The sequence below is a fragment of the uncultured Maribacter sp. genome, assembly GCF_947496775.1.
Lineage (GTDB): Bacteria > Bacteroidota > Bacteroidia > Flavobacteriales > Flavobacteriaceae > Maribacter_B.
Map to the genome: position 1 here is coordinate 117,019 of NZ_CANMDU010000002.1, position 21,416 is coordinate 138,434.

Sequence of the window (21,416 nt, forward strand, 5' to 3'; positions counted from 1 at the left end):
CAATATTATTTAAATGATTTCAGAAGCACAATTTAATTTAGAGATAGATAGTATTATAGAAAATGCCATTAGAGAGGATGTAGGAGACGGTGACCATAGTTCTTTGGCTTGTATTCCAGAAGCGGCAACAGGTAAAGCTAAACTTTTGGTGAAAGATGATGGTATAATTGCCGGAGTAGAATTTGCAAAGCAGGTTTTTAATTATGTAGATTCTAACTTAAAAGTAGAAACTCTTATAGAAGATGGAGCAAACGTAAAGTACGGAGATATTGTTTTTTATGTTGAAGGAAGTTCTCAGAGTATCCTTAAATCAGAAAGATTAGTGCTAAATGCCATGCAACGTATGAGTGCAATAGCCACAAAAACTAATTATTTTGTACAACTTTTAAAAGGAACAGGAACCGAAATTTTGGATACCAGAAAAACAACACCTGGAATTAGAGCTTTAGAAAAGTGGGCGGTAAAAATTGGTGGTGGTGTAAATCATAGATTTGCTTTGTATGATATGATTATGCTTAAAGATAATCATATAGATTTTTGTGGAGGTCTTACACAGGCTATTGAGAAAACAAAACAATATTTAAAAGAAAATAATAAAGACTTAAAAATTATCGTGGAAGCCCGTAATTTAGATGAAATTAAAGAAATTCTAAAAACGGAAGGTGTCTATCGAATTTTAATTGATAATTTTAACTATGAAGATACCCGTACCGCCGTTAAGTTAATCGGAGATACATGTTTTACAGAGTCATCCGGAGGGATAAATGAAGAGACTATAAGGTTGTATGCGGAATGTGGTGTAAATTGCATTTCATCAGGAGCATTAACACATTCTGTTTATAATATGGACTTGAGTCTTAAAGCGGTATAAATGTCTATAGAGATAGAGGAAAAACTACATAAAATCCCCATTATTAATTGGTTGGTTTCTCTATTGAAAAAAATTAAACTACCTGGTTTTGAAGGTTTGTCTATCTATGATTTAATAGAAATGTATATCGTAGGCATTGGACAGGGAGCCCTTTCTACAAGAGCTAGTTCAATTGCCTTTAGTTTATTTATGGCATTATTTCCGTTATTGATATTTTTATTGACTCTTGTGCCTTGGATTATACCCTATGCTAGTGTGGGAAACGAAAATTTTGATGCTCAATTTTTAATGTTTTTAGAATCCTTTTTGCCATCCGCAACAAGTGATTATTTTGGGGATATTTATCAGCAAATAAAAGATCAAAAGCAAGGGGGGATCCGTTCTTCTGCTTTTTTAGTTTCTATTTTTTTAATGGCAAACGGGGTGAATGCTATTTTTGGAGGCTTTGAAAATTCGTATCATGTAAGTTTAACACGTAATTTTTTTAGACAATATGCCTATGCCTTATTGGTTGGTTTATTACTCTCGGTATTATTGATTATTGGTGCTGTGGCTTACGTGTATTTTGAGTTTTATATTATAGATTACTTAAGTGAATGGGCAGCTAAAACAAGAGGATATGATTTGTCGGAGAATGATATTGTTGGAGCGCGAATAGGTAAAATATTATTTTTTATAATTCTATCATACTTTACAACAGCTATCCTGTATTATTTTGGTACTGCAGAAGGTAAAAAAGCGCGTTTCTTTTCTCTAGGTGCGTTAATGACAACTTTGTTGTTTATGGTAACCTCCTATTTATTTGGTGTTTATGTGGAAAAATTTGCTCGTTATAACGAATTATATGGTGCCTTAGGAGGTTTACTTATATTAATGGTGTATATATGGTTAAATTCTAATATATTGTTGCTCGGGTTTGAACTAAACGCTTCCTTAAACTCCTTACGAAAAATATCTAAAAAGAATGTTGAAATTGAATAAAGAGTTGGTGCTTGTTGTGTTTCTGTTAATGGTTAATTTGAGTCAATCTCAAAACATTTTTGGTAAATGGAAGACGATAGATGATAGAACAGGTTTACCAAAAGCTGTTATAGATATTTATGAAAAAGATGGTTTAATGTATGGAAACGTGATAAAGATTCTAGAACCGGGAAAGGAAGATTCCGTTTGCAGTAAGTGCGAAGGAGATTTAAAAGATAAGCCAGTTTTAGGTATGACAATAATTGAAGCGGCGGAGAAACAGGATAACGGGTATTGGAAAGGTAAAAAGCTTTTTGACCCAGAACAGGCAATGACTTTTCGATGTAAAATATGGTTAAATCCTGAAAATAGTAATGAATTAAAAGTTAGAGGGTATTTAGCTTTTATATATCGTACGCAAACATGGATTAGAGTGGAAGGATGATGGTATGGAGTATTTTATTAATGTAATTCTACCAATACCTTTAGAAAAACTATTTACTTACAGTATTTCTAAGGATGAAGCACAAATTCTGCAACCAGGAATACGCGTAGCAGTTCCGTTTGGAAAATCTAAAATATATACAGGATTAGTGCATGCGGTACATACTAAAGCACCGGAAGTTTATGAGGCTAAAGAGATTCATCAAATTTTAGATGATACCCCTTTGGTAACCCCATATCAAATTAAACATTGGATGTGGTTAGCGGACTATTATATGTGTACTATAGGAGAGGTATTTCGTAGCGCCGTTCCTAGTGCTTTTTTGTTGGAAAGTGAAACACTCATTTTAAAAAATGAAAATGTAGAAATTAAAGATTCAGAATTAAAAGATGAAGATTTTTTGGTTTTTGAGGCTTTACAACATCAGCCTATATTAAAGGTGCATGAAGTTGCGGCTATAGTGGACCGTAAAAATGTGCTCCCTATTTTAAATAGACTACTTGCTAAAGAAGTAATATTATTAAAGGAAGAAATATACGCTCAGTACAAGCCAAAATTAATTGCATATGTAGCCTTGGGAGATGCTTATAGTACAGAAAAGGAGTTAGAAGCTTTGTTGGGCTCTTTAACAAGGGCACCAAAGCAAAGTCAGGTAGTATTGTCTTTATTTCAATTACAAGCAGTTACTAAAAAACCAGTAAAAGTATCCGATTTGGTAGAGCGTAGCGGAAGTTCTACAGCTATAATTAAATCGCTAATAAAAAAAGGAATACTTAAGGATTATAAAATACAAACCGATAGGGTTTCTTTTGATAAGGATGCTCCTCTTTCTAATTTAAAAGAACTAAACCAATATCAAAAAACGGCCTTAGATAGTATAACTACATCTTTTAAAGAAAACAAAGTCACTTTGTTGAAGGGGGTAACCTCTTCGGGAAAGACAGAGGTATATGTAGAGTTAATTCAAAAATGTTTAGAAAAAGGGGAACAAGCATTGTACCTGTTGCCAGAAATTGCATTAACGACACAGCTCATAAGTAGACTGCAAAATTATTTTGGAGAACAGGTTTCCGTGTATCACTCCAAATATAGTATACATGAGAGGGTAGAAGTATGGAATAATGTTTTGGAAAATAAATCGAAAGCGCAAGTGGTAATCGGAGCAAGGTCTTCTTTGTTTTTACCATTTTCTAACTTAGGTTTGGTTTTAATAGATGAGGAACATGAAAGCTCCTTTAAGCAATTTGACCCGGCTCCAAGATATCATGCCAGAGATGCTGCTATTGTTTTAGGAAAGTTACATAAAGCCCATATTCTATTAGGTTCTGCAACTCCAAGTATAGAGAGTTATTATAACGTGCAAATAGGAAAGTATGGCTATGCAGAAATAAATAAACGTTTCGGTAATGTTTTAATGCCAGAAATTGAATTGGTTGATATTAAGGAAGAGAGTCGCAAACGAAAAATGAAAGGCCATTTCTCCGAGCGCATGCTAGAGAAAATAACAGAAACTTTAGATTTAGGGGAACAGGTAATATTATTTCAAAATAGAAGAGGTTATGCTCCTATAATGGAGTGTAATAGTTGTGGCCACACACCGCAATGTCCTAACTGCGATGTTAGTTTAACCTATCATCAGCATAGAAAACAATTGCGTTGCCATTATTGTGGACATTATATTCCTTTACAAGAAAGTTGTCAGGCCTGTGGTAGTTCTGAGTTAGATACAAAAGGTTTTGGTACGGAACAGGTAGAAAAAGAACTAAATACATTATTTCCGGAAACTAAAGTTGGAAGAATGGATTTAGATACTACTAGAGGAAAGTATGGGTATCAAAAAATAATAACTTCTTTTGAGCAACAAGAAATAGATATTTTAGTGGGCACTCAAATGCTGACGAAGGGATTAGATTTTAGGAATGTAAGCCTAGTTGGTATTATGAATGCGGATTCTTTATTAAATTTTCCAGATTATAGGGCACACGAACGTACTTTTCAATTGTTAACGCAGGTCGCAGGTAGGGCGGGGCGAACAAAGAAAAGAGGAGAAGTTCTTATTCAGACGTATAATCCATATCATCAAATACTAAAACAAGTTTCCGTGCATGATTATGATGGAATGTACAAAGAACAGTTATACGAGCGCAGGCAATTTAAATATCCGCCTTTAAATAGAATATTAAAAATAACTTTTAAGCACAAGGATTATAATAAGCTTAATGAAGCTGCAGAATGGTTTGGAAAAGGGCTGCGTAATATTTTTGGAGAAAATGTCCTGGGACCGGAGTATCCGGCAGTAGCAAGAATACGTAATCAGTATATAAAACATGTTACTGTAAAAATAGGTAAAGAAGCTTCATTGGGTAAAACAAAAAATAGCATTAAAAGAATTGAAAAATCTTTTAATGCTATTGCACACTTTAGAAGTGTAAGGGTAATCTACAATGTAGATCACATATAGTTTTATACGTTACTAAGCGCTTCTGCTAGTTCTGTTTTCTTGTTTCTACTTAAAGGTATAGATCTACCGCTAACTTCAACATTTTTACTATTAAACTTTTCAACTTTTTCTAAATTCACAATGTAGGATTTGTGAATTCTAAGAAATTTATCTTCTGGCAATTGCTTTTCAAAAGATTTCATTGTTGATAAGATTACGATATTAGCTTCATCTGTAACTAATTTTATGTAGTCACCAAGAGCTTCTATCCACTTAATGTCGTTAAGTATAACTTTTCTCTTTTTAAGATTACTTTTAACAAAGATATGCTCTTCATCTTCATGAACTCTGTTCGCTTGTTCAAATTTTGCTACGGCTCTTTTTACAGAAGCATCAAAACGAGCCATAGTAATTGGCTTGTGTAAATAATCTGTTACGTCGTAGTCAAAAGCTTTAAGAGCGTAATCTGGTTTTCCGGTAATCAATATTACCTGAGGACTGTTTTCTAGGGACTCTAGTAGGTCGAACCCAGTTATTATTGGCATTTCAACATCAAGAAAAATTAAATCAATCTCGTTGTTCTTAATACCATTCTTTGCCTCAATTGCGTTGCTGTATTCGGCCACTAATGCAAGGTTCGGATGGTTGTTTACCAATTTGGCAACGGCCATCCTCTGCATAGAGGAATCGTCTACAATAATACTTCTTAATTTCATAAAACGGCTGATTTGTGGGGTTAAATCATCGACAAATAACAGAAAAAACAAAATGAATTGCAACAAAAGATGTAAACAATGCATTGTTTATTGTATATTTTACAATGACCATATATTAAAGATTTGGTTAAGTTTTATTTTTATGATTCCTAGTAATAACGCAAGATTTTCTGTTTTCGTGTAATAAAACGTAAATATTATTAATAAATGTGATATGTTAAATAATATTATTATTTTTGCAGTCCTAAAAAATAAAGTATTATGAATCATTACGAAACTGTTTTCATTTTGAATCCCGTTCTATCTGATGTTCAGATAGAGGAAACAGTTAAGAAATTTGAGGATTTCTTAATTAAGAATGGTGCCAAAATGGTAGCCAAAGAAAATTGGGGGCTAAAAAAATTAGCTTACCCTATTCAACACAAGAAAAGTGGTTTTTACCATTTGTTCGAATTTTCTGGTGAAGGAGATATAGTTACTCCTTATGAGCAAGAATTTAGACGTGACGAACGTGTTATGCGTTTTTTAACTGTTAAGTTAGATAAGCACGCAATTGCATGGGCAGAAAAAAGAAGAACAAGAAACAAAACTACTAAAGCGTAAGGACTATGGCATCTATAGAACAACAGGCAAAAGGAAAAAAAGACGGAGAAATTAGATATTTAACTCCTCTTAATATTGAAACCAATACTCGTAAGAAGTATTGTCGTTTTAAGAAATCAGGTATCAAGTATATAGATTATAAAGATGCAGATTTCTTAATGAAATTAGTAAACGAACAAGGTAAATTGCTTCCGAGAAGACTTACAGGAACTTCCTTAAAGTATCAAAGAAAAGTGGCCCAAGCTGTTAAAAGAGCACGTCATATAGCATTAATGCCTTATGTTGGTGATTTATTAAAATAATAAAGAAAAAGGACCATGGAACTTATATTGAAAGAAGACGTACAAAACTTAGGTTTTAAAGACGACATAGTTGATGTGAAAAATGGATATGGAAGAAATTTCCTTATTCCTCAGGGTTTAGCTTCTTTAGCAACACCATCTGCAAGGAAGGTATTGGCTGAAAATTTAAAGCAAAGAGCACATAAAGAAAAGAAAATTGTTGATGCTGCAAATAAAACAGCAGAGGCTCTTAAAGGATTGGAATTAAAAATAGCTGCTAAAACTGGTGCTGGAGACAAATTATTTGGATCTGTTACTACTATTGATTTAGCTGCTGCTTTAGAAAAAGAAGGCCAGTCAATTGACAAGAAATACATTAGTATTAATGGTGGTGCTGTTAAAAGAACCGGACCATATAACGCTCAGATAAGATTACATAGAGAAGTTATTGTTGATTTTTCTTTTGAAGTTGTTGCTGAGAAAAAATAGTATTAACAAAACGTTAATAACTTAGAGAGCTATGCATGCATAGCTCTCTTTTTTTTTGGGTAAATTTGCCTGACTCAAAAATATAAATACTTATGAAAAAACTGATGTTTACAGCCTTGTTGCTGCTGTTTGCTTTTACTTCTGTAATAGCACAAGTAACAACTTCTAATATTAGAGGTAGTGTTTTAGATAACGAAGGGCTTCCTTTATTTGGAGCAAATATTGTGGCTGTGCATGGGCCTACAGGAACCAAATATGGTTCAATTAGTAATGAAGATGGTCGTTATAACTTACTGAACCTTAGAGTAGGTGGGCCTTATGAAGTTACTATTTCTTATGTAGGATTTCAAGAACATAAACAGAATGATATATATTTAAGTTTAGGGAAAACTTTTAATTTAGATGTAAAATTGTCTAGTGCGGCTCAATCTTTAGATGAGGTTGTGGTTGTTTCTGATCGTAGTGGTACTTTTGGTAGTGATCGTACCGGTGCAGAAACAAGTATTGGTCGTAGGGAATTAACACGACTACCTACTATTTCTCGTTCTGCTCAGGATTTTACAAGATTAGAGCCTACGGCAAGTGGAAATTCTTTTGGCGGTCGTAATGATCAGTATAATAATTTTTCTTTAGACGGCGCAATTTTTAATAATCCTTTTGGATTAGATTCTCCAACACCGGGAGGGCAAACAGGATCACAACCAATTTCTTTAGACGCTATTGAGCAAATACAAGTATCAACAGCTCCTTACGATGTTACACAATCTGGATTTACCGGGGCATCTGTAAATGCAGTAACGAAGAGTGGTACAAATGAATTTCATGGTACTGTGTATGGTTTTACAAGAAGCGAAAGTTTGACTGGTGGTAAAATAAAAGGAGAAGATGTTACCAAGCCGGATCTTAACCAAAGTCAATATGGTATTAGTATTGGTGGACCAATAGTAAAAGACAAATTATTTTTCTTTGCTAATTTTGAAAAAGATGAAAGAGATGATTTAGGTTCTAATGGTTGGATTCCTAACACAGGATCTGGAGCAATCAATGAGACAAGAGTATTGGAAAGTGATTTGCAAGCGGTACAGGCCGGCTTAGCTGGTTTAGGTTATGATACGGGCGCTTATGAAGGTTTTACGTACGCGTCTGAATCTACAAAAGGTATATTTAAATTAGATTGGAATATTAATGATAAGAATAGATTAGCAGTAATTTACAATTTTTTAAATGCTTCTCAAGAAAAACCTGCTCACCCAACCGCAATAACTGCACGAGGACCTAATTTTACAACCTTACAATTTCAAAATTCTGGATATCAGATTAATAACAAATTAAATTCTGTTCAACTAGAATTAAATTCTACTTTATCTGATGAAGTGACTAATAAATTACAAGTAGGGTATACCCATTTTGATGATTTTAGAAACCCTCTATCTGCGCCGGCTCCGTCTATTAATATCACAAAGGATGGTATTAATTATATTATTGCTGGTCATGAACCTTTTTCTGTTCACAATAGATTAGATCAAAAGGTTTTTCAGGTAACTAATAATATGAATATTTTTAAAGGAAATCATACCTATACGGTAGGTTTTTCTTTTGAAAAATTTCAATTTGATAATTCGTTTAACTTAACAAATTATGGGTTTGACTTATTTGGTAGTGTAGATATTGCAGATTTTGACGCTAATAGTTATGCAGGTGCTTTTTCAGGTGCTCAAGCAACCTTTGATGATAATAATAACTTTCCTGATGGAGAACCTGGAAAATGGTCTCTAGCAGAAACTAATGTAGGTCAACTTTCTTTCTACTTGCAAGATGAGTGGAGTGCTACGGATAACTTTAAGCTAACTTACGGCGTTCGTTTTGATAAACCTTTATATTTTGATACTCAAGATAAGATTAGAGATAATATAGAGAGAAAAGGAACGTACCAAGCAGATAATCAATATTTTAATCCAAATACCGGAGAGCCTACAACTATTGACTCGGAGCAATTACCAAGTAATGATTGGTTGATTTCGCCAAGAGTTGGTTTTAACTGGGACGTTAAAGGAGATAATACAACTCAATTACGCGGTGGTACAGGTGTTTTCACAGGGAAGCTTCCTTTTGTATGGTTAGGGAACCAAGTGCAAGGCGTGGATTTCTTCTTTTACCAAGCAGTTGACCCTGAATTTGAATGGCCGCAAGTATGGAGAACTAATATAGGTGTAGATCATGCTTTTGAGAATGGTTTAGTACTTACGGGTGATGTATCTTATACCAAGGATTTAAATGCTGCTCACGTACAAAACTGGGCATATAGCGACCCAACGGGAAATTTAAATGCCCCTGGAGATAACCGCCCAAGATACCAAGCAAGTGATATTTCTACAAATGCTTTTGGTGGACCAACAAGTGCTTATGTTTTTACAAATTCTGACAAAGGAAGAATTTGGAATGCATCTTTAAAAGCACAGAAAAATTTTGATAACGGCTTATATGCTAGTTTAGCGTATAGCTATTTAAATGCTAAAGATATAAACTCAGTGGAAGCTGAAATAACTGGGGATGCTTTCGATTTTAATCCAAACCTTGGGGATGCTAATGCGGATGTGTTATCTTTTTCTAAGTATGGAGATACGCATCGTTTTATTGGTGTTGGTTCTAAGCAATTTGTTTATGGTACTAATGATAAATGGGCAACAACTATTTCTACATTCTTTGAGTATGCTCAAGGAGGAAGATTTAATTATACCTACGCAGGGAATATAAATAATGATAGTTCTTTTCAGAATAACGATTTATTATATATACCTACTGCTGCAGAAGTACAACAAATGCAATTTTCTGGAGCTGGGCAGGCAGAAGCTTTTGAATCTTATATTCAGCAAGATTCTTATTTAAGTGATAATAGAGGTTCTTATTCTGAGCGCTATGGCGCTCTAGCACCTTGGAGAGGAAAATGGGATATTAAAATTTTACAAGATTACAATTTTGATGTTGCAGGTAAGAAACATACTATTCAGCTAAGTTTTGATGTGTTGAACTTCGGGAACTTACTTAATTCTGACTGGGGAGTTATTCAACAACCAAATAATTTAAACCCTTTAGAGGTTTCTGTAGACGCTACCACAAATATACCGACGTATACTTTTAATCCAGAGTTGACAGAAACTTTTGGATATGATGCTAGTTTATTGTCTAGATGGCAAGGACAATTTGGAGTTAGATACATTTTCTAGCTTTAAATACTTTATTTTACACTATAAAGGCCGTACTTATCGTACGGTCTTTTTATTTTTGCAGAATTAAAAAGTAAATACATTGAAATATACAAGACTTACTAAAGAACAATTAGAAGAGTTGCATCCAGAATTTATTAATTTTTTGGCAACGCAATCTATAACAGGTGAGGAGTGGAAAGCACTTAAAGAAGATAACCCAGAGGTAGCAGAAGATGAAGTAGATGTTTTTAGCGATTTAGTTTGGGAAGGCGTTTTAACAAAAGTTACTCATTTAGAAAATATATCGGCGCAACAAATGCATTTGTTCTCTTTAGAAGAGAAAGAAATGAAATTAATATCTGTAAAGGTTAGGAACCCAGAAATTGATCTCACTACCCAACAAGGTTTTTCTTGGTTTAAAAAGAATTGGCAATCCGATTTTGTGGATTATCTAACAGCATCCAAGGCTTATACAGAGGATAAAAACTTGGATAAATTTCAGTTAATACAACAAGGAGCTGTAATTACAAAAGGCGATTTGTATAATTGGTTCGATAAGATTATTCAATAAATTCCTATTTGTTATCTTTCGTCAAATAAGAATAAAAATTTTATTAATTAGACTACTATAGAGCATTATATGGCACAGAAACCATCTATACCAAAAGGAACAAGAGATTTTTCACCATCTGAAGTTGCAAAGCGCAACTTTATTTTTGATACGGTAAAAAAACATTTTAAAACTTTTGGTTTTCAACCCATAGAAACCCCATCTTTTGAAAACTCAAACACCTTAATGGGTAAATATGGAGAGGAAGGAGATCGTCTTATATTTAAGATTTTAAATTCTGGCGATTTTATTAGTAAGGTAGATGATGTTACGTATAGTTCTAAAGAATCAAAATCGCTAACACCTAAGATATCCGAAAAAGCGTTGCGTTATGATTTAACGGTGCCTTTTGCTAGATATGTAGTAATGCATCAGAATGATATAGATTTTCCTTTTAAACGTTATCAGATTCAACCCGTTTGGAGGGCAGACCGTCCGCAAAAAGGTAGGTTTAGAGAGTTCTTTCAGTGTGACGCTGATGTGGTTGGAGCAAATTCTTTATTGCAAGAAGTAGAATTTATTCAATTATATGATGCTGTTTTTACAGAATTAGGTCTAAATGGGGTAAACATTAAATTAAATAATAGAAAAATATTAGCAGGAATAGCAGAAGTTATCGGAGCTAAACATTTGCTTATAGATTTTACGGTAGCCTTAGATAAGTTAGATAAAATAGGGGAAGAAGGTGTTAAAAAAGAAATGCTTTCTAAAGGAATATCCGAAACTTCTATAGAAAAAGCAGCTCCATTGTTTACATTATCTGGTACAAATTTAGAGCAACTAGAGAGTTTAAGAGATTTATTAGCAAATTCTGAAGAAGGTACAAAAGGAGTAGAGGAACTTGTTTTTATAATAGAATCTATCTCTGCATTAGGATTGCAATCAGCACAACTTTCCATTGATGTAACCTTGGCTCGTGGTCTTAACTATTATACCGGAGCTATTTTTGAAGTTGGCGCGCCAGAAGGTGTTAATATGGGTTCTATAGGTGGTGGAGGTCGTTATGATGACTTAACCGGAGTTTTTGGGTTAAAAGATGTTAGTGGTGTTGGAATTTCTTTTGGATTAGATCGCATCTATTTGGTGTTAGAAGAATTAAATCTTTTTCCAGAAGCCATAGATCAATCTTTAGATGTTTTAGCATTAAATTTTGGAGATAAAGAGGCTTTAGTAGCTTTAAAGTTGGTTACGGAACTAAGGAATTCTGGAGTTAAGGCAGATGTATATCCTTCTAAAGTAAAAATGCAAAAACAGTTTAAATACGCCAATAATAGAAAAGTTCCTTATGTAATTTTATTAGGGGATACCGAATTGGAAAATAAATCTTTTGTAGTTAAAAATATGAAAGCCGGAACACAAGAAACTTATAGTATAAATGCAGTTTCTGATTTTGTGGCTATATTATAATCTATTTTGAATGGCTTTAGTTACTGTTTCGTAATATAGTTCGTCGTGCGGAACATATTTCTTTGATAATACACTCTTAGTTAAAGCTTTGTTTAGATTATCTAATAAAATGAAATCTAGTGCTTCAACTTCGCTTTCTTGTTTGGTGAGTTGTTCTATAGGAACTTTTAGTTCACAAAGAAATGTATGATGAAATTCACAGTCTATAAGTGTATCATTATGTTTTTGGATGGATTTAAAAACACCTATTTTCTGTAATTCCTGTGCAGAAATCTGTAAGCCTATTTCTTCTTCTATTTCTCTAAGAGCAGAAACTTCTATAGATTCTCCGGCTCCAATATGACCAGCAACAGAAACATCCCAAAGTAGGGGAAAGGTAGCTTTGTTTTTTCCTCTTTGTTGTATTAGTATTTCTCCATTTTGAGTATAAAACCAAATATGGACCGTTTGGTGAAAAAGCCCTTCTTTATGGGCAACAGACTTCATTGCTGTTTTTCCGGTTAATTTACCTTCGGAATCTAGTATATCAATTAATTCATCCATTTAATATATAAATAAAAAATCCCTCCAATAAAGGAGGGATTAAAGTTTTACTCGATAATCGAGGTTTAAAAGCTCCTAAGCTTGCCTTAGAAGATAGTTAATCAAAATAACTAAAAGTTTCTCCTTCTTTTATAGTTAATAATGTTTCGTATATAAGTTTTATTACATTCTCTACATCATCTTGGTGTACAGTTTCTACCGTGGTATGCATGTAACGTAATGGTAATGAAATTAAAGCAGAAGCTACACCACCATTACTGTATGCAAAAGCATCAGTGTCTGTTCCAGTGGATCTAGAGGCTGCCATTCTTTGGAAAGGAATTTTCTTCTCTTCGGCTGTTTCTATAATACGCTCTCTTAACTTGTTTTGTACAGCGGGAGCATAAGAAATAACTGGTCCTGCTCCAATTTCGGTATGTCCTTGTGTTACTTTTTTGATCATAGGGGTGGTGGTATCATGGCATACATCTGTTACAATAGCAACATCTGGTTTTATTGTATGGGTAATCATTTCTGCGCCACGTAACCCTATTTCCTCTTGTACGGCATTGGTTATATATAGGCCAAAAGGTAACTTTTGTTTGTTTTCATGTAAAAGACGAGCAACTTCCGCAATCATAAAACCACCAGCTCTATTATCTATAGCTCTACAAACGAATTTATTTTTATTTAAAATTTGAAATTCATCCGGATAGGTAATTACACACCCAACATGAACTCCCATTTTTTCTACTTCTTCTTTGGTGGTTGCGCCAACATCTACCGTAATGTTTTCAATTTTTGGCGGCTCTTCTTTAGCTCTATTTCTTGTGTGTATTGCAGGCCAGCCAAAAATACCTTTTACAAATCCTTTTTTTGTGTGAATATTTACCCATTTAGAAGGAGCAATTTGGTGATCACTACCACCATTACGAATTACATGAATAAGGCCGTTATCTGTGATATAATTCACATACCAAGAAATCTCGTCGGAATGCCCTTCGATAACTACCTTGTATTTAGCATCTGGATTTATTACACCAACTGCGGTTCCGTAGGTATCCGTGATAAATGTATCTACATACGGTTTTAAGTATTCCATCCATATTTTTTGCCCTTCCCACTCATAACCAGTTGGAGCGGCGTTGTTTAAATATTTTTCAAAAAAATCTAATGATTTTTTAGTAAGTATTTTCTTTGAAGCCATAAACTTTTGTTTTATATACAAACTTAATAATATTAGGTAATTTTTAGTAATAAGAAACAGTTTTTATCGTTAATTTTGGCAAGGCTTTTGCTTTATTAAGAAAGATGAAAAAGATAATCTTATTTTTTATTGTAGTAAATATTACTATTGTTGTTTCCGGTCAAATAGAGGAACAACAGTTAGATTCTATTGGGGAAACTCTTATTAAAGTAGAAGGAGATTCCGTTTTTCAGAGTTCTATTGCATTACATGAAGCTTATGTTTTTGGGAAATTAAAGTTTGATAATTACGATGCGAAACTTAAATATTATATTTTAAGAAGAAAAACACTTAAAGTGTATCCTTATGCAAAGTTGGCAGCAGAACGCTTGGTGGAGTTAAACGATACTCTTGCTACCATAAAGAGAAAAGGGAAACGTAAAAAATATACTAAAAAAGTTCAAAAATATATTGAAGAAGAGTTTTCTGAAAAACTTAAAAAGTTAACAAGAACCGAAGGGCAAATTCTAGTGAAACTTGTGCACAGACAAACCGGAAATACAAGTTTTGATTTAGTGAAAGAGCTTCGTAGTGGATGGCGAGCCTTTTGGTACAATACTACAGCAGGTTTTTTTAATATTAGTATTAAAGCAGAGTACGACCCAAAAAATGTACATGAAGATTATCTTATTGAAGATATTTTACAACGGGCGTTTGCTTCTGGGAAATTAGATAGGCAAGAATCTGTTTTAGATTATGAGTACGGTGCTTTAATTAACAAATGGAAACCTTCTTCTAAGAAAAAATAATTACGATTTTGGTTTTTGACCAAACAAACTATCAATTATTATTTTAATGCTGTAAAAGCACATAGCAATAGCTCCTATGGCTAGAGCGAACCCAACAATAAGTACTGGCCAGAAAAAAGGATGTCCTTCATTTTTAAAAGCTTGGTATAGAGCAAATGGAGCCGCAAACATAAGCGTAAAGGTAATTCCCATATACTTAATGCCTTTCATCATTAATTCTTTATCTGTTCTCCTTTGCATTTTTTATGTTTGTTACTCAATAGTTAAAGAGGAGCTATATGTTTGGCATACAGCAAAATAACCTAAAGCAAAATTATTAGTATTTTCTGTAGTATCCAAGCTTCCATTATTATTGGTGTTAATAATATTTCCTTTTACCGTAGCCACAGGAGTCTGAAAAGGTCCTTGTGCTCCACCACTTTGAATTATTAACAGATTCATATAATTAAAAAAATCTTCATTTACCCCAAGAATACTTACGTTTACATGCATTCCTGCTTTTACATCGTCATTATAAAAGTAAGAGAATTTAAAAGGTTGCCCTTGGTAAAATTCGTCTTCCGAAACTAGGTATTCATTAAAATCAAAATCAAATAAATAAAAATCATCTCTATTGTCTTCATCTACAAAGGTTAGTATTATTTCTGTCTCATTACCCTCAAATAAGGTACCATTTCCTTGTTCTAGATTGGTTATTGGAACAGCAGGAACGTAAGAAGTATTTGCTGTGTAGGTTTGGTTATTGTATTTTATGGATAATTGTAATCTGCCTTCAGTGAAAAAAGTAGTTCTTTTTATGGCTTCGTATACTCCTGGTTCTATTAAAGTAAAAATAATTTGATTAGGATTAGTCGTAGTATTTTGTTGGTCTAAATTGGTAATAGTCATTTCTGATACTTTTATAGGAGTATTTTCCTTAAAAAAAGAACTTGTCTCACTAACTTTAATTATTGCCTTGGTAATAGGTTCTTCTTCATTAATTCTTAGTAATGCATCTACGGATAATCTAGGAGCTTCAGATGGAGTTTCTACTTCTATAACATCTTCGCAAGAAACTAAGAAACTAAAAATTACAATATATAGTAAGTAATGTCTCATGTCTTTAAAATTTGAAATTATAAGTGATTGCAGGGACTATGCCAAAAATAGAAGTTCTTACCGCTTCATTTGTACCTGTTTCTGAATTACGGCTAAAGTTAATAGAAGTGGCATTTCTTCTATTGTAGAGGTTGTAGATACTGAAGACCCATTCTGTTTTCATTTTTTTATTTATTCTTTGGGGTTTTAGGGTGGCAGATAAATCTATTCTGTGGTAATTTGGGAGGCGCTCTTTATTTCTTAGCCCATAATATGGTACGGTAAGCCCTTGAAATTCAAATTGACCTATAGGATAATTGGTGGGCTGCCCAGTTTGGAAAACCATGTTGGTGTTAAAACTCCATTTCTTATTCCAATCGTAACTAGCATATAAGGATATATCGTGTGTTTTGTCATAAGGGGTATTGTACCATTCTCCAAAATTTATTCCAGTTTCTAAACTTGGTAGTTCCGTATTACTAATGGGTTTTCGGGCGGGTGTCCTTTGTTCGGATTTTGACAACGTATATGCTAACCAACCAGTAAGTTTGCCTTCATTTTTTCTAAACAAAAATTCCGCGCCGTAAGACCTCGCTTCTCCATTTAGTATTACTCGTTCAATAGCATTGTTTGCTATTAAATTTGCACCGTCAATATAATCGATTCTATTTTTGGTTTTCTTGTAAAATACTTCAGATTCCAATGAATATTTTTGTTCTTTAATATTTTTAAAGTAACCAATGGCAAATTGGTCCAGTAATTGTGGTTTAATGTAAGGACCACTTGGGGTCCATACATCCAAAGGAGTGGGGGAGCTGGTATTGGATAGTAAATGTAGATACTGAGAAAGGCGGGTATAACTCGCTTTAATAGAGCTACTGTTTTTAAAACTATATGCCAAACCTATTCTTGGTTCTAAATTTGTAAAATCTGCTATGGAGCCTTTTCTTCCAGGATTTGTAGTTTCAATAGGAGTGGCTTCTTGATATATTAATAGGGTAGGGTTAAATGATACAGGTTGTTCGTTGAGATACGTATTTAACTCATTCTGTCCTAGTCTATTAAAAATACTAAGTCGTACACCGTATTGTAGACTTAAACTTTTGGTAATATTATGTTCTATATCTATGTAGGCGGCAAATTCATTGGCGTACTTTTGAGTCAATTGCTCTTCAATAATTCCGGATTCAGCATTACTGGGCTCAATTTTTCCAGGATTAAATTGATAATAAATATTGTTGATACCATAATTAACTTGTAAGTTATCATTTAGATAGTGTTTTAAGTCGTATTTGATATTAAAATTTTGAATTCCAGAGTTCCAGTTAAAACCAACAAAATCTAATTTAAGGCCGTAATAGTAGTCAGAATATATTAAGGATAGGTTAGAGAATAACTTATCGGAGAATAAATGATTCCATCTAAAGTTTCCAACAGAATTCCCGTAGGTATTTACGAAACTCTCGCTAATGCCAAAAACATCTCTTCCAAAATAACCAGAGAGGTATAGGTTGTTTCTTTCGTTAATTTTGTAGTTAAGTTTCGTATTTAAATCATAAAAATAAGCAGTATTATCAAGATCAAATAATGGAAGAAAAAGATGAGCATAAGAGCCTCTACCTCCAATCAAAAATGCCGCTTTATCCTTTATAATAGGGCCTTCTACTAAAAGCCTACTAGCCACAAGCCCAAGTCCTCCATTTACTTTAACTTCTTTGCTATTCCCTTCTTTTTGAAAAATATCTAGAACAGAAGAAACTCTGCCTCCATAACGTGCAGGAATACCCCCTTTGTAAAGTTTAATATCTTTAATGGCATCTGGATTAAAAACGGAGAAAAAACCGAAAAGGTGCGAAGAATTAAAAATTGTAGCTTCGTCTAATAAAATCAAATTTTGATCTACAGAACCACCTCTTACGTTAAAGCCAGAGGCGCCTTCTCCGGCATTGGTAACACCCGGTAGAAGTAAAATAGATTTAATGATATCCGCTTCTCCCAGAATAACTGGTATTTTTTTTATAGTCTCCACTTTTAATGTATTTACACTCATTTGTGGTTTGCGAATATTAAGTTTTTCTTTATTTTCTGTAACAATAACTTCCTGTAATTGTTCAGCAGCTTCTATTAATTGAAAATTTATTTTTTGATTCTTATTAAGAATTATATTCTTCTTTATTTCTTTAAAGCCTAAATAGCTAACTTCAAGCTTATAAGAACCTTTGGGTAGTGTAATAGAATAGAAGCCATATTCGTTTGTTGTAGCTCCAGTTTTAAGTTCGGGAATAGCAATGGTAACTCCAATTAAAGTTTCATTGCTGTTTGCTTGAGTTATGGTTCCGCTTAAAGTATATTTTTGCTGGCCAATAGATGGTATAGAGTAGAGAAGAAGTAGTAAGAGTGTAACTCGAGCAAAAAGTTTCATTAAAATATATTTTTATAAAAATAGTCAGGAAATAGATGAAAATCTTACGCTTAACAATTATTTAGCAAAGAAAAAGCCCTTGTTTAATATAACCAAGGGCTTTTTTCGTAATTAGATATTATGTAATTATATCTTTTCTAGTATGCCATTTAAGGTTTTACTAGGTTGCATTGCCTTGGATGCTAATTCTGCATTTGGAATATAGTAGCCACCAATATCATTGGAGCTTCCTTGTGCATCTAATAACTCTTGAGCAATGGTATTTTCATTGGCTGCCATTTCTTGGAATACAGTGCTAAAGATATTTTTTAATTCCGAATCCTGATTTTGGTTAGACAACGCTTCTGCCCAGTATAGGGAAAGATAAAAATGACTACCTCTTGTATCTATTTGATTTACTTTTCTAGAAGGTGATTTATCATTGATTAAAAATTTCTCCGTAGCAGCGTCTAGAGTTTCTCCCAAAACTTTAGCTTTGACATTGTTGTTTTTTTCTCCGAAAAATTCTAAGGAGACACCTAAGGCAAGGAATTCACCTAAAGAGTCCCAACGTAAGTGGCCTTCTTCTGTAAATTGTTGTACGTGTTTAGGGGCAGAACCACCTGCACCGGTTTCAAATAAGCCGCCACCATTCATTAGAGGAACAATAGATAGCATTTTTGCACTTGTACCAACTTCTAGTATTGGGAATAAATCTGTTAAATAATCCCTTAGTACATTCCCTGATACAGAAATAGTGTCTTCTCCTTTTATTATCCTTTCTAGCGTAAATTCGGTAGCTTTAATAGGTGATAAAATTCGAATATCTAATCCATCAGTATCATGATTAGGTAAGTATGCGTTTACTTTTTTAATAATTTCGGCATCATGCGCTCTATTTTCGTCTAACCAGAAAATAGCAGGAACTTTGGTCGCTTGCGCTCTAGAAACTGCCAATTTAACCCAGTCTTGAATAGGGGCGTCTTTAACTTGGCACATTCTCCAAATGTCTCCTTCTTCAACGGCATGTTCTATTAAAGTGTTTCCTGTAGTTGTATCAATAACCTTTACAGAGCCCTTAGATTCTATTTTAAAAGTTTTATCATGAGAACCATATTCTTCTGCTTTTTGAGCCATTAATCCTACGTTCGGGACCGTACCCATTGTGGTAGGGTCAAAAGCGCCGTGTTTTTTACAAAAATCAATTGTAGCGGTATAAATACCCGCATAGCTGCTATCTGGAATAACGGCCTTAGTGTCTTGCGCTTTTCCTTCGGCATTCCACATTTGACCAGAATTACGAATCATTGCTGGCATGGATGCATCTATAATAATATCACTAGGAACATGGAGATTGGTAATTCCTTTGTCAGAATTTACCATGGCTAAATCGGGCCCGTTAGCAATCTCTAAAGCAATATGGGCTTCTATTTCGGCCTTCTTTGCAGCAGGAAGATCGTTTAATTTGTGGTATAAACTATCTAATCCGTTACTTGCACTAATTCCAATTTCATTGAATGTAGCTTTGTGTTTTGTAAAAACATTTTCGAAGAAAGCTTCTACTGCATGCCCAAAGATAATAGGGTCAGATACTTTCATCATAGTGGCTTTCATGTGCAAAGAAAATAATATTCCTTGTTTCTTAGCATCTGCAACTTGTTCCTTTAAAAAAGCAATAAGAGCTTTTTTATTCATTACCGTAGCATCTATAATTTCGCCATCTAAAAGCGCTACTTCTTTTTTTAGTGTTGTTGTATTTCCGTTTTCGGCAACTAATTCTATTTTTACCTTAGTGGCAGATGGTATTGTTGTAGATTTTTCATTTGCTTGGAAATCTCCTTCTCCCATAGTGGCAACATGCGTTTTAGAATCTGCGCTCCAAGCACCCATAGAATGTGGATTCTGTTTAGCGTAGTTCTTTACGGCTTTAGGGGCTCTACGATCCGAATTTCCTTCTCTTAATACTGGGTTTACTGCACTACCTTTAATTTTATCGTATCTAGATTTTATATCCTTGTCAGCATCTGTAGATACTTCATCAGGGTAGCTAGGTACATTGTAACCTTTGCTTTGCAACTCTTCAATAGCTTCTTTTAATTGAGGGATAGAAGCGCTAATGTTGGGAAGTTTAATAATGTTAGCTTCGGGCATTTTGGCCATTTGCCCTAATTCGGCTAAATCATCAGTTATTCTTTGATCTTCATTAAGAAATTCAGGGAATGTAGCTCTTATTCTTCCTGCTAAAGAAATATCTTTAGTTTCGATTGTTATTCCTGAGGTTTTAGTAAAAGCTTTTACTATAGGAAGAAAGGATTGTGTAGCTAGAGCTGGAGCTTCATCTGTCTTTGTGTAGAAAATTTTAGGCATGTAGTATGAGTTTCATTTTATTTAAGCGCAGCAAATATACAATATAAAACGATTTAGTAAATGTGGTAACTGTGCTAAACTCTTGGATTTTTGTGAAATTTATAAATAACAAAAGCCATATCCTATACAAGTACAGGATATGGCTTTTTAGAAATAGTTTTCAAACATGTTTTTCTATATTTACAATAGAAAGGCAACCATTGATTGCATTTGTATAACTATTTCAACGTTTAAAATAATAAGTTCTTCACTATTGAAGCAAGCAACTTAATTATTTCTTCTTATTGTAGTAATACGTTTATTTTGAATATCCACTAAAAAGCGTACTTTCAAATTAATACATATTCATATTACCATAACCAAAGCGACAGCCTTGGAGGAATACTCATCTTTGTTGATGTTTACTTGTTTTTACGCAAGAAACTCATTTTAAGATTATACAATAATATAAAGAACGTAAACTTTACAATGATTTAATTTGATGGTTCTCAAGGCTTCCCGAGACATATCTCCTTTAAAATCATACTTAAAGATAATAAAAATATTTTAAAGTTATATTTTTGTATCTTATTAGTAATCAACAGTTTGTTAACTTATTTTGTTCACAATTGTTTATAACAAAAAAAGCACTACTAATATTAGTAGTGCTTTTTTATGATTCTAATTAGTAAGTTTACTTACGAATTTCTTTAATTCTAGCTTTCTTACCAGTTAATTCTCTAAAGTAGAATATTCTAGCTCTACGCACTTTTCCTCGTTTATTAACTTCTACTTTTTGTAAAGCAGGTAAGTTAATAGGGAAAATACGCTCTACACCAACAGTACCAGACATTTTACGAATAGTAAATGTTTCTGTTGCTCCAGAACCTCTTCTTTGAATAACAACTCCTTTAAAGAACTGTGTACGTGTTTTTTCACCTTCTTTTATCTCATAGTATACTGTAATAGTATCTCCAGCAGAGAATTCAGGGAAATCTTTTTTAGGAACGAATTCGTTTTCTACAAACTTAATAAGTGATTCCATCT

19 protein-coding genes are annotated in these 21,416 nt (G+C 33.5%); 11 read left to right on the top strand and 8 right to left on the bottom strand.

Going from position 1 to position 21,416, the window contains the following annotated elements:
- The first annotated feature begins 13 nt into the window (after positions 1 to 13).
- Genes nadC through priA form a run of 4 tightly spaced genes read left to right on the top strand, consistent with a single transcriptional unit; the run spans position 14 to position 4,737 of the window.
- Positions 14 to 871: a carboxylating nicotinate-nucleotide diphosphorylase gene (gene nadC / locus Q0856_RS05030; RefSeq protein ID WP_298503212.1), complete on the top strand. Its 858-nt coding sequence runs from the start codon at positions 14 to 16 to the stop codon at positions 869 to 871.
- Positions 872 to 1,852, top strand: a complete 981-nt coding sequence (locus Q0856_RS05035; protein WP_298503213.1) for a YihY/virulence factor BrkB family protein — start codon at positions 872 to 874, stop codon at positions 1,850 to 1,852.
- On the top strand, positions 1,836 to 2,276 hold the full coding sequence (locus Q0856_RS05040; RefSeq protein ID WP_298503214.1) for a DUF2147 domain-containing protein: 441 nt from the start codon (positions 1,836 to 1,838) through the stop codon (positions 2,274 to 2,276). Before Q0856_RS05035 ends, Q0856_RS05040 begins: the two co-directional genes overlap by 17 nt.
- Before the next feature lie 4 nt (positions 2,277 to 2,280).
- Positions 2,281 to 4,737: a primosomal protein N' gene (gene priA, locus Q0856_RS05045; protein WP_298503216.1), complete on the top strand. Its 2,457-nt coding sequence runs from the start codon at positions 2,281 to 2,283 to the stop codon at positions 4,735 to 4,737.
- Between the two features lie 2 nt (positions 4,738 to 4,739).
- Here priA and Q0856_RS05050 read toward each other — a convergent pair whose 3' ends face one another.
- Positions 4,740 to 5,432 carry a LytTR family DNA-binding domain-containing protein gene (locus Q0856_RS05050; protein WP_298503218.1) on the bottom strand — a complete coding sequence of 231 codons (693 nt, stop codon included), beginning with the start codon at positions 5,430 to 5,432 and terminating at the stop codon, positions 4,740 to 4,742.
- A 261-nt stretch (positions 5,433 to 5,693) separates the two neighbouring features.
- Here Q0856_RS05050 and rpsF point away from each other — a divergent pair, with 261 nt between their 5' ends.
- The 6 genes from rpsF (at position 5,694) to hisS (ending at position 12,028) form a co-directional block, all read left to right on the top strand.
- The gene (rpsF, locus tag Q0856_RS05055) at positions 5,694 to 6,035 is read left to right on the top strand and encodes a 30S ribosomal protein S6 (RefSeq protein ID WP_298476629.1); all 342 of its coding nucleotides are present in this window, start codon (positions 5,694 to 5,696) and stop codon (positions 6,033 to 6,035) included.
- 5 nt (positions 6,036 to 6,040) lie between these two features.
- Complete coding sequence (gene rpsR, locus Q0856_RS05060) at positions 6,041 to 6,337, top strand: 30S ribosomal protein S18 (RefSeq protein WP_121067570.1); 297 nt, start codon at positions 6,041 to 6,043, stop codon at positions 6,335 to 6,337.
- A gap of 15 nt (positions 6,338 to 6,352) precedes the next feature.
- Positions 6,353 to 6,805: a 50S ribosomal protein L9 gene (rplI, locus tag Q0856_RS05065; protein WP_298476624.1), complete on the top strand. Its 453-nt coding sequence runs from the start codon at positions 6,353 to 6,355 to the stop codon at positions 6,803 to 6,805.
- Between the two features lie 92 nt (positions 6,806 to 6,897).
- Complete coding sequence (locus Q0856_RS05070) at positions 6,898 to 10,029, top strand: carboxypeptidase regulatory-like domain-containing protein (protein WP_298503219.1); 3,132 nt, start codon at positions 6,898 to 6,900, stop codon at positions 10,027 to 10,029.
- An 82-nt stretch (positions 10,030 to 10,111) separates the two neighbouring features.
- Positions 10,112 to 10,582 carry a DUF6495 family protein gene (locus Q0856_RS05075; protein ID WP_298503221.1) on the top strand — a complete coding sequence of 157 codons (471 nt, stop codon included), beginning with the start codon at positions 10,112 to 10,114 and terminating at the stop codon, positions 10,580 to 10,582.
- A 69-nt stretch (positions 10,583 to 10,651) separates the two neighbouring features.
- A complete protein-coding gene (gene hisS / locus Q0856_RS05080) occupies positions 10,652 to 12,028 on the top strand; it encodes a histidine--tRNA ligase (protein ID WP_298503223.1) in 1,377 nt (458 codons plus the stop codon).
- Here hisS and Q0856_RS05085 read toward each other — a convergent pair.
- Positions 12,023 to 12,571, bottom strand: coding sequence for an NUDIX domain-containing protein (locus Q0856_RS05085; protein ID WP_298503225.1), 549 nt, complete (start codon positions 12,569 to 12,571; stop codon positions 12,023 to 12,025). The genes hisS and Q0856_RS05085 overlap by 6 nt on opposite strands.
- A 97-nt stretch (positions 12,572 to 12,668) precedes the next feature.
- The gene (locus Q0856_RS05090) at positions 12,669 to 13,757 is read right to left on the bottom strand and encodes a M42 family metallopeptidase (RefSeq protein ID WP_298476609.1); all 1,089 of its coding nucleotides are present in this window, start codon (positions 13,755 to 13,757) and stop codon (positions 12,669 to 12,671) included.
- 104 nt (positions 13,758 to 13,861) lie between these two features.
- Between Q0856_RS05090 and Q0856_RS05095 the strand changes: the two genes are divergently transcribed.
- On the top strand, positions 13,862 to 14,545 hold the full coding sequence (locus Q0856_RS05095) for a DUF4294 domain-containing protein (RefSeq protein ID WP_298503226.1): 684 nt from the start codon (positions 13,862 to 13,864) through the stop codon (positions 14,543 to 14,545).
- On the opposite strand, the gene Q0856_RS05100 is transcribed toward Q0856_RS05095, so the two are convergent.
- From Q0856_RS05100 to rplS, 5 genes are all read right to left on the bottom strand, one after another.
- Positions 14,546 to 14,785: a DUF6095 family protein gene (locus Q0856_RS05100; RefSeq protein WP_298503228.1), complete on the bottom strand. Its 240-nt coding sequence runs from the start codon at positions 14,783 to 14,785 to the stop codon at positions 14,546 to 14,548.
- 12 nt (positions 14,786 to 14,797) lie between these two features.
- On the bottom strand, positions 14,798 to 15,643 hold the full coding sequence (locus tag Q0856_RS05105; protein ID WP_298503229.1) for a DUF4249 family protein: 846 nt from the start codon (positions 15,641 to 15,643) through the stop codon (positions 14,798 to 14,800).
- Positions 15,644 to 15,647: 4 nt separating this feature from the next.
- Complete coding sequence (locus tag Q0856_RS05110) at positions 15,648 to 18,044, bottom strand: TonB-dependent receptor (protein WP_298503230.1); 2,397 nt, start codon at positions 18,042 to 18,044, stop codon at positions 15,648 to 15,650.
- A gap of 126 nt (positions 18,045 to 18,170) precedes the next feature.
- On the bottom strand, positions 18,171 to 20,390 hold the full coding sequence (locus Q0856_RS05115) for an NADP-dependent isocitrate dehydrogenase (RefSeq protein ID WP_298503231.1): 2,220 nt from the start codon (positions 20,388 to 20,390) through the stop codon (positions 18,171 to 18,173).
- A gap of 673 nt (positions 20,391 to 21,063) precedes the next feature.
- Positions 21,064 to 21,414, bottom strand: a complete 351-nt coding sequence (rplS, locus tag Q0856_RS05120) for a 50S ribosomal protein L19 (RefSeq protein ID WP_298476588.1) — start codon at positions 21,412 to 21,414, stop codon at positions 21,064 to 21,066.
- Positions 21,415 to 21,416 lie beyond the last annotated feature (2 nt).

Bases quoted from the DNA above. Each gene is read 5' to 3' on its own strand.
- nadC (WP_298503212.1), top strand. From the start codon at position 14: ATGATTTCAGAAGCACAATTTAATTTAGAGATAGATAGTATTATAGAA.
- Q0856_RS05035 (WP_298503213.1), top strand. From the start codon at position 872: ATGTCTATAGAGATAGAGGAAAAACTACATAAAATCCCCATTATTAAT.
- Q0856_RS05040 (WP_298503214.1), top strand. From the start codon at position 1,836: ATGTTGAAATTGAATAAAGAGTTGGTGCTTGTTGTGTTTCTGTTAATG.
- priA (WP_298503216.1), top strand. From the start codon at position 2,281: ATGGAGTATTTTATTAATGTAATTCTACCAATACCTTTAGAAAAACTA.
- Q0856_RS05050 (WP_298503218.1), bottom strand. From the start codon at position 5,432: ATGAAATTAAGAAGTATTATTGTAGACGATTCCTCTATGCAGAGGATG.
- rpsF (WP_298476629.1), top strand. From the start codon at position 5,694: ATGAATCATTACGAAACTGTTTTCATTTTGAATCCCGTTCTATCTGAT.
- rpsR (WP_121067570.1), top strand. From the start codon at position 6,041: ATGGCATCTATAGAACAACAGGCAAAAGGAAAAAAAGACGGAGAAATT.
- rplI (WP_298476624.1), top strand. From the start codon at position 6,353: ATGGAACTTATATTGAAAGAAGACGTACAAAACTTAGGTTTTAAAGAC.
- Q0856_RS05070 (WP_298503219.1), top strand. From the start codon at position 6,898: ATGAAAAAACTGATGTTTACAGCCTTGTTGCTGCTGTTTGCTTTTACT.
- hisS (WP_298503223.1), top strand. From the start codon at position 10,652: ATGGCACAGAAACCATCTATACCAAAAGGAACAAGAGATTTTTCACCA.
- Q0856_RS05085 (WP_298503225.1), bottom strand. From the start codon at position 12,571: ATGGATGAATTAATTGATATACTAGATTCCGAAGGTAAATTAACCGGA.
- Q0856_RS05090 (WP_298476609.1), bottom strand. From the start codon at position 13,757: ATGGCTTCAAAGAAAATACTTACTAAAAAATCATTAGATTTTTTTGAA.
- Q0856_RS05095 (WP_298503226.1), top strand. From the start codon at position 13,862: ATGAAAAAGATAATCTTATTTTTTATTGTAGTAAATATTACTATTGTT.
- Q0856_RS05100 (WP_298503228.1), bottom strand. From the start codon at position 14,785: ATGCAAAGGAGAACAGATAAAGAATTAATGATGAAAGGCATTAAGTAT.
- Q0856_RS05105 (WP_298503229.1), bottom strand. From the start codon at position 15,643: ATGAGACATTACTTACTATATATTGTAATTTTTAGTTTCTTAGTTTCT.
- Q0856_RS05110 (WP_298503230.1), bottom strand. From the start codon at position 18,044: ATGAAACTTTTTGCTCGAGTTACACTCTTACTACTTCTTCTCTACTCT.
- Q0856_RS05115 (WP_298503231.1), bottom strand. From the start codon at position 20,390: ATGCCTAAAATTTTCTACACAAAGACAGATGAAGCTCCAGCTCTAGCT.
- rplS (WP_298476588.1), bottom strand. From the start codon at position 21,414: ATGGAATCACTTATTAAGTTTGTAGAAAACGAATTCGTTCCTAAAAAA.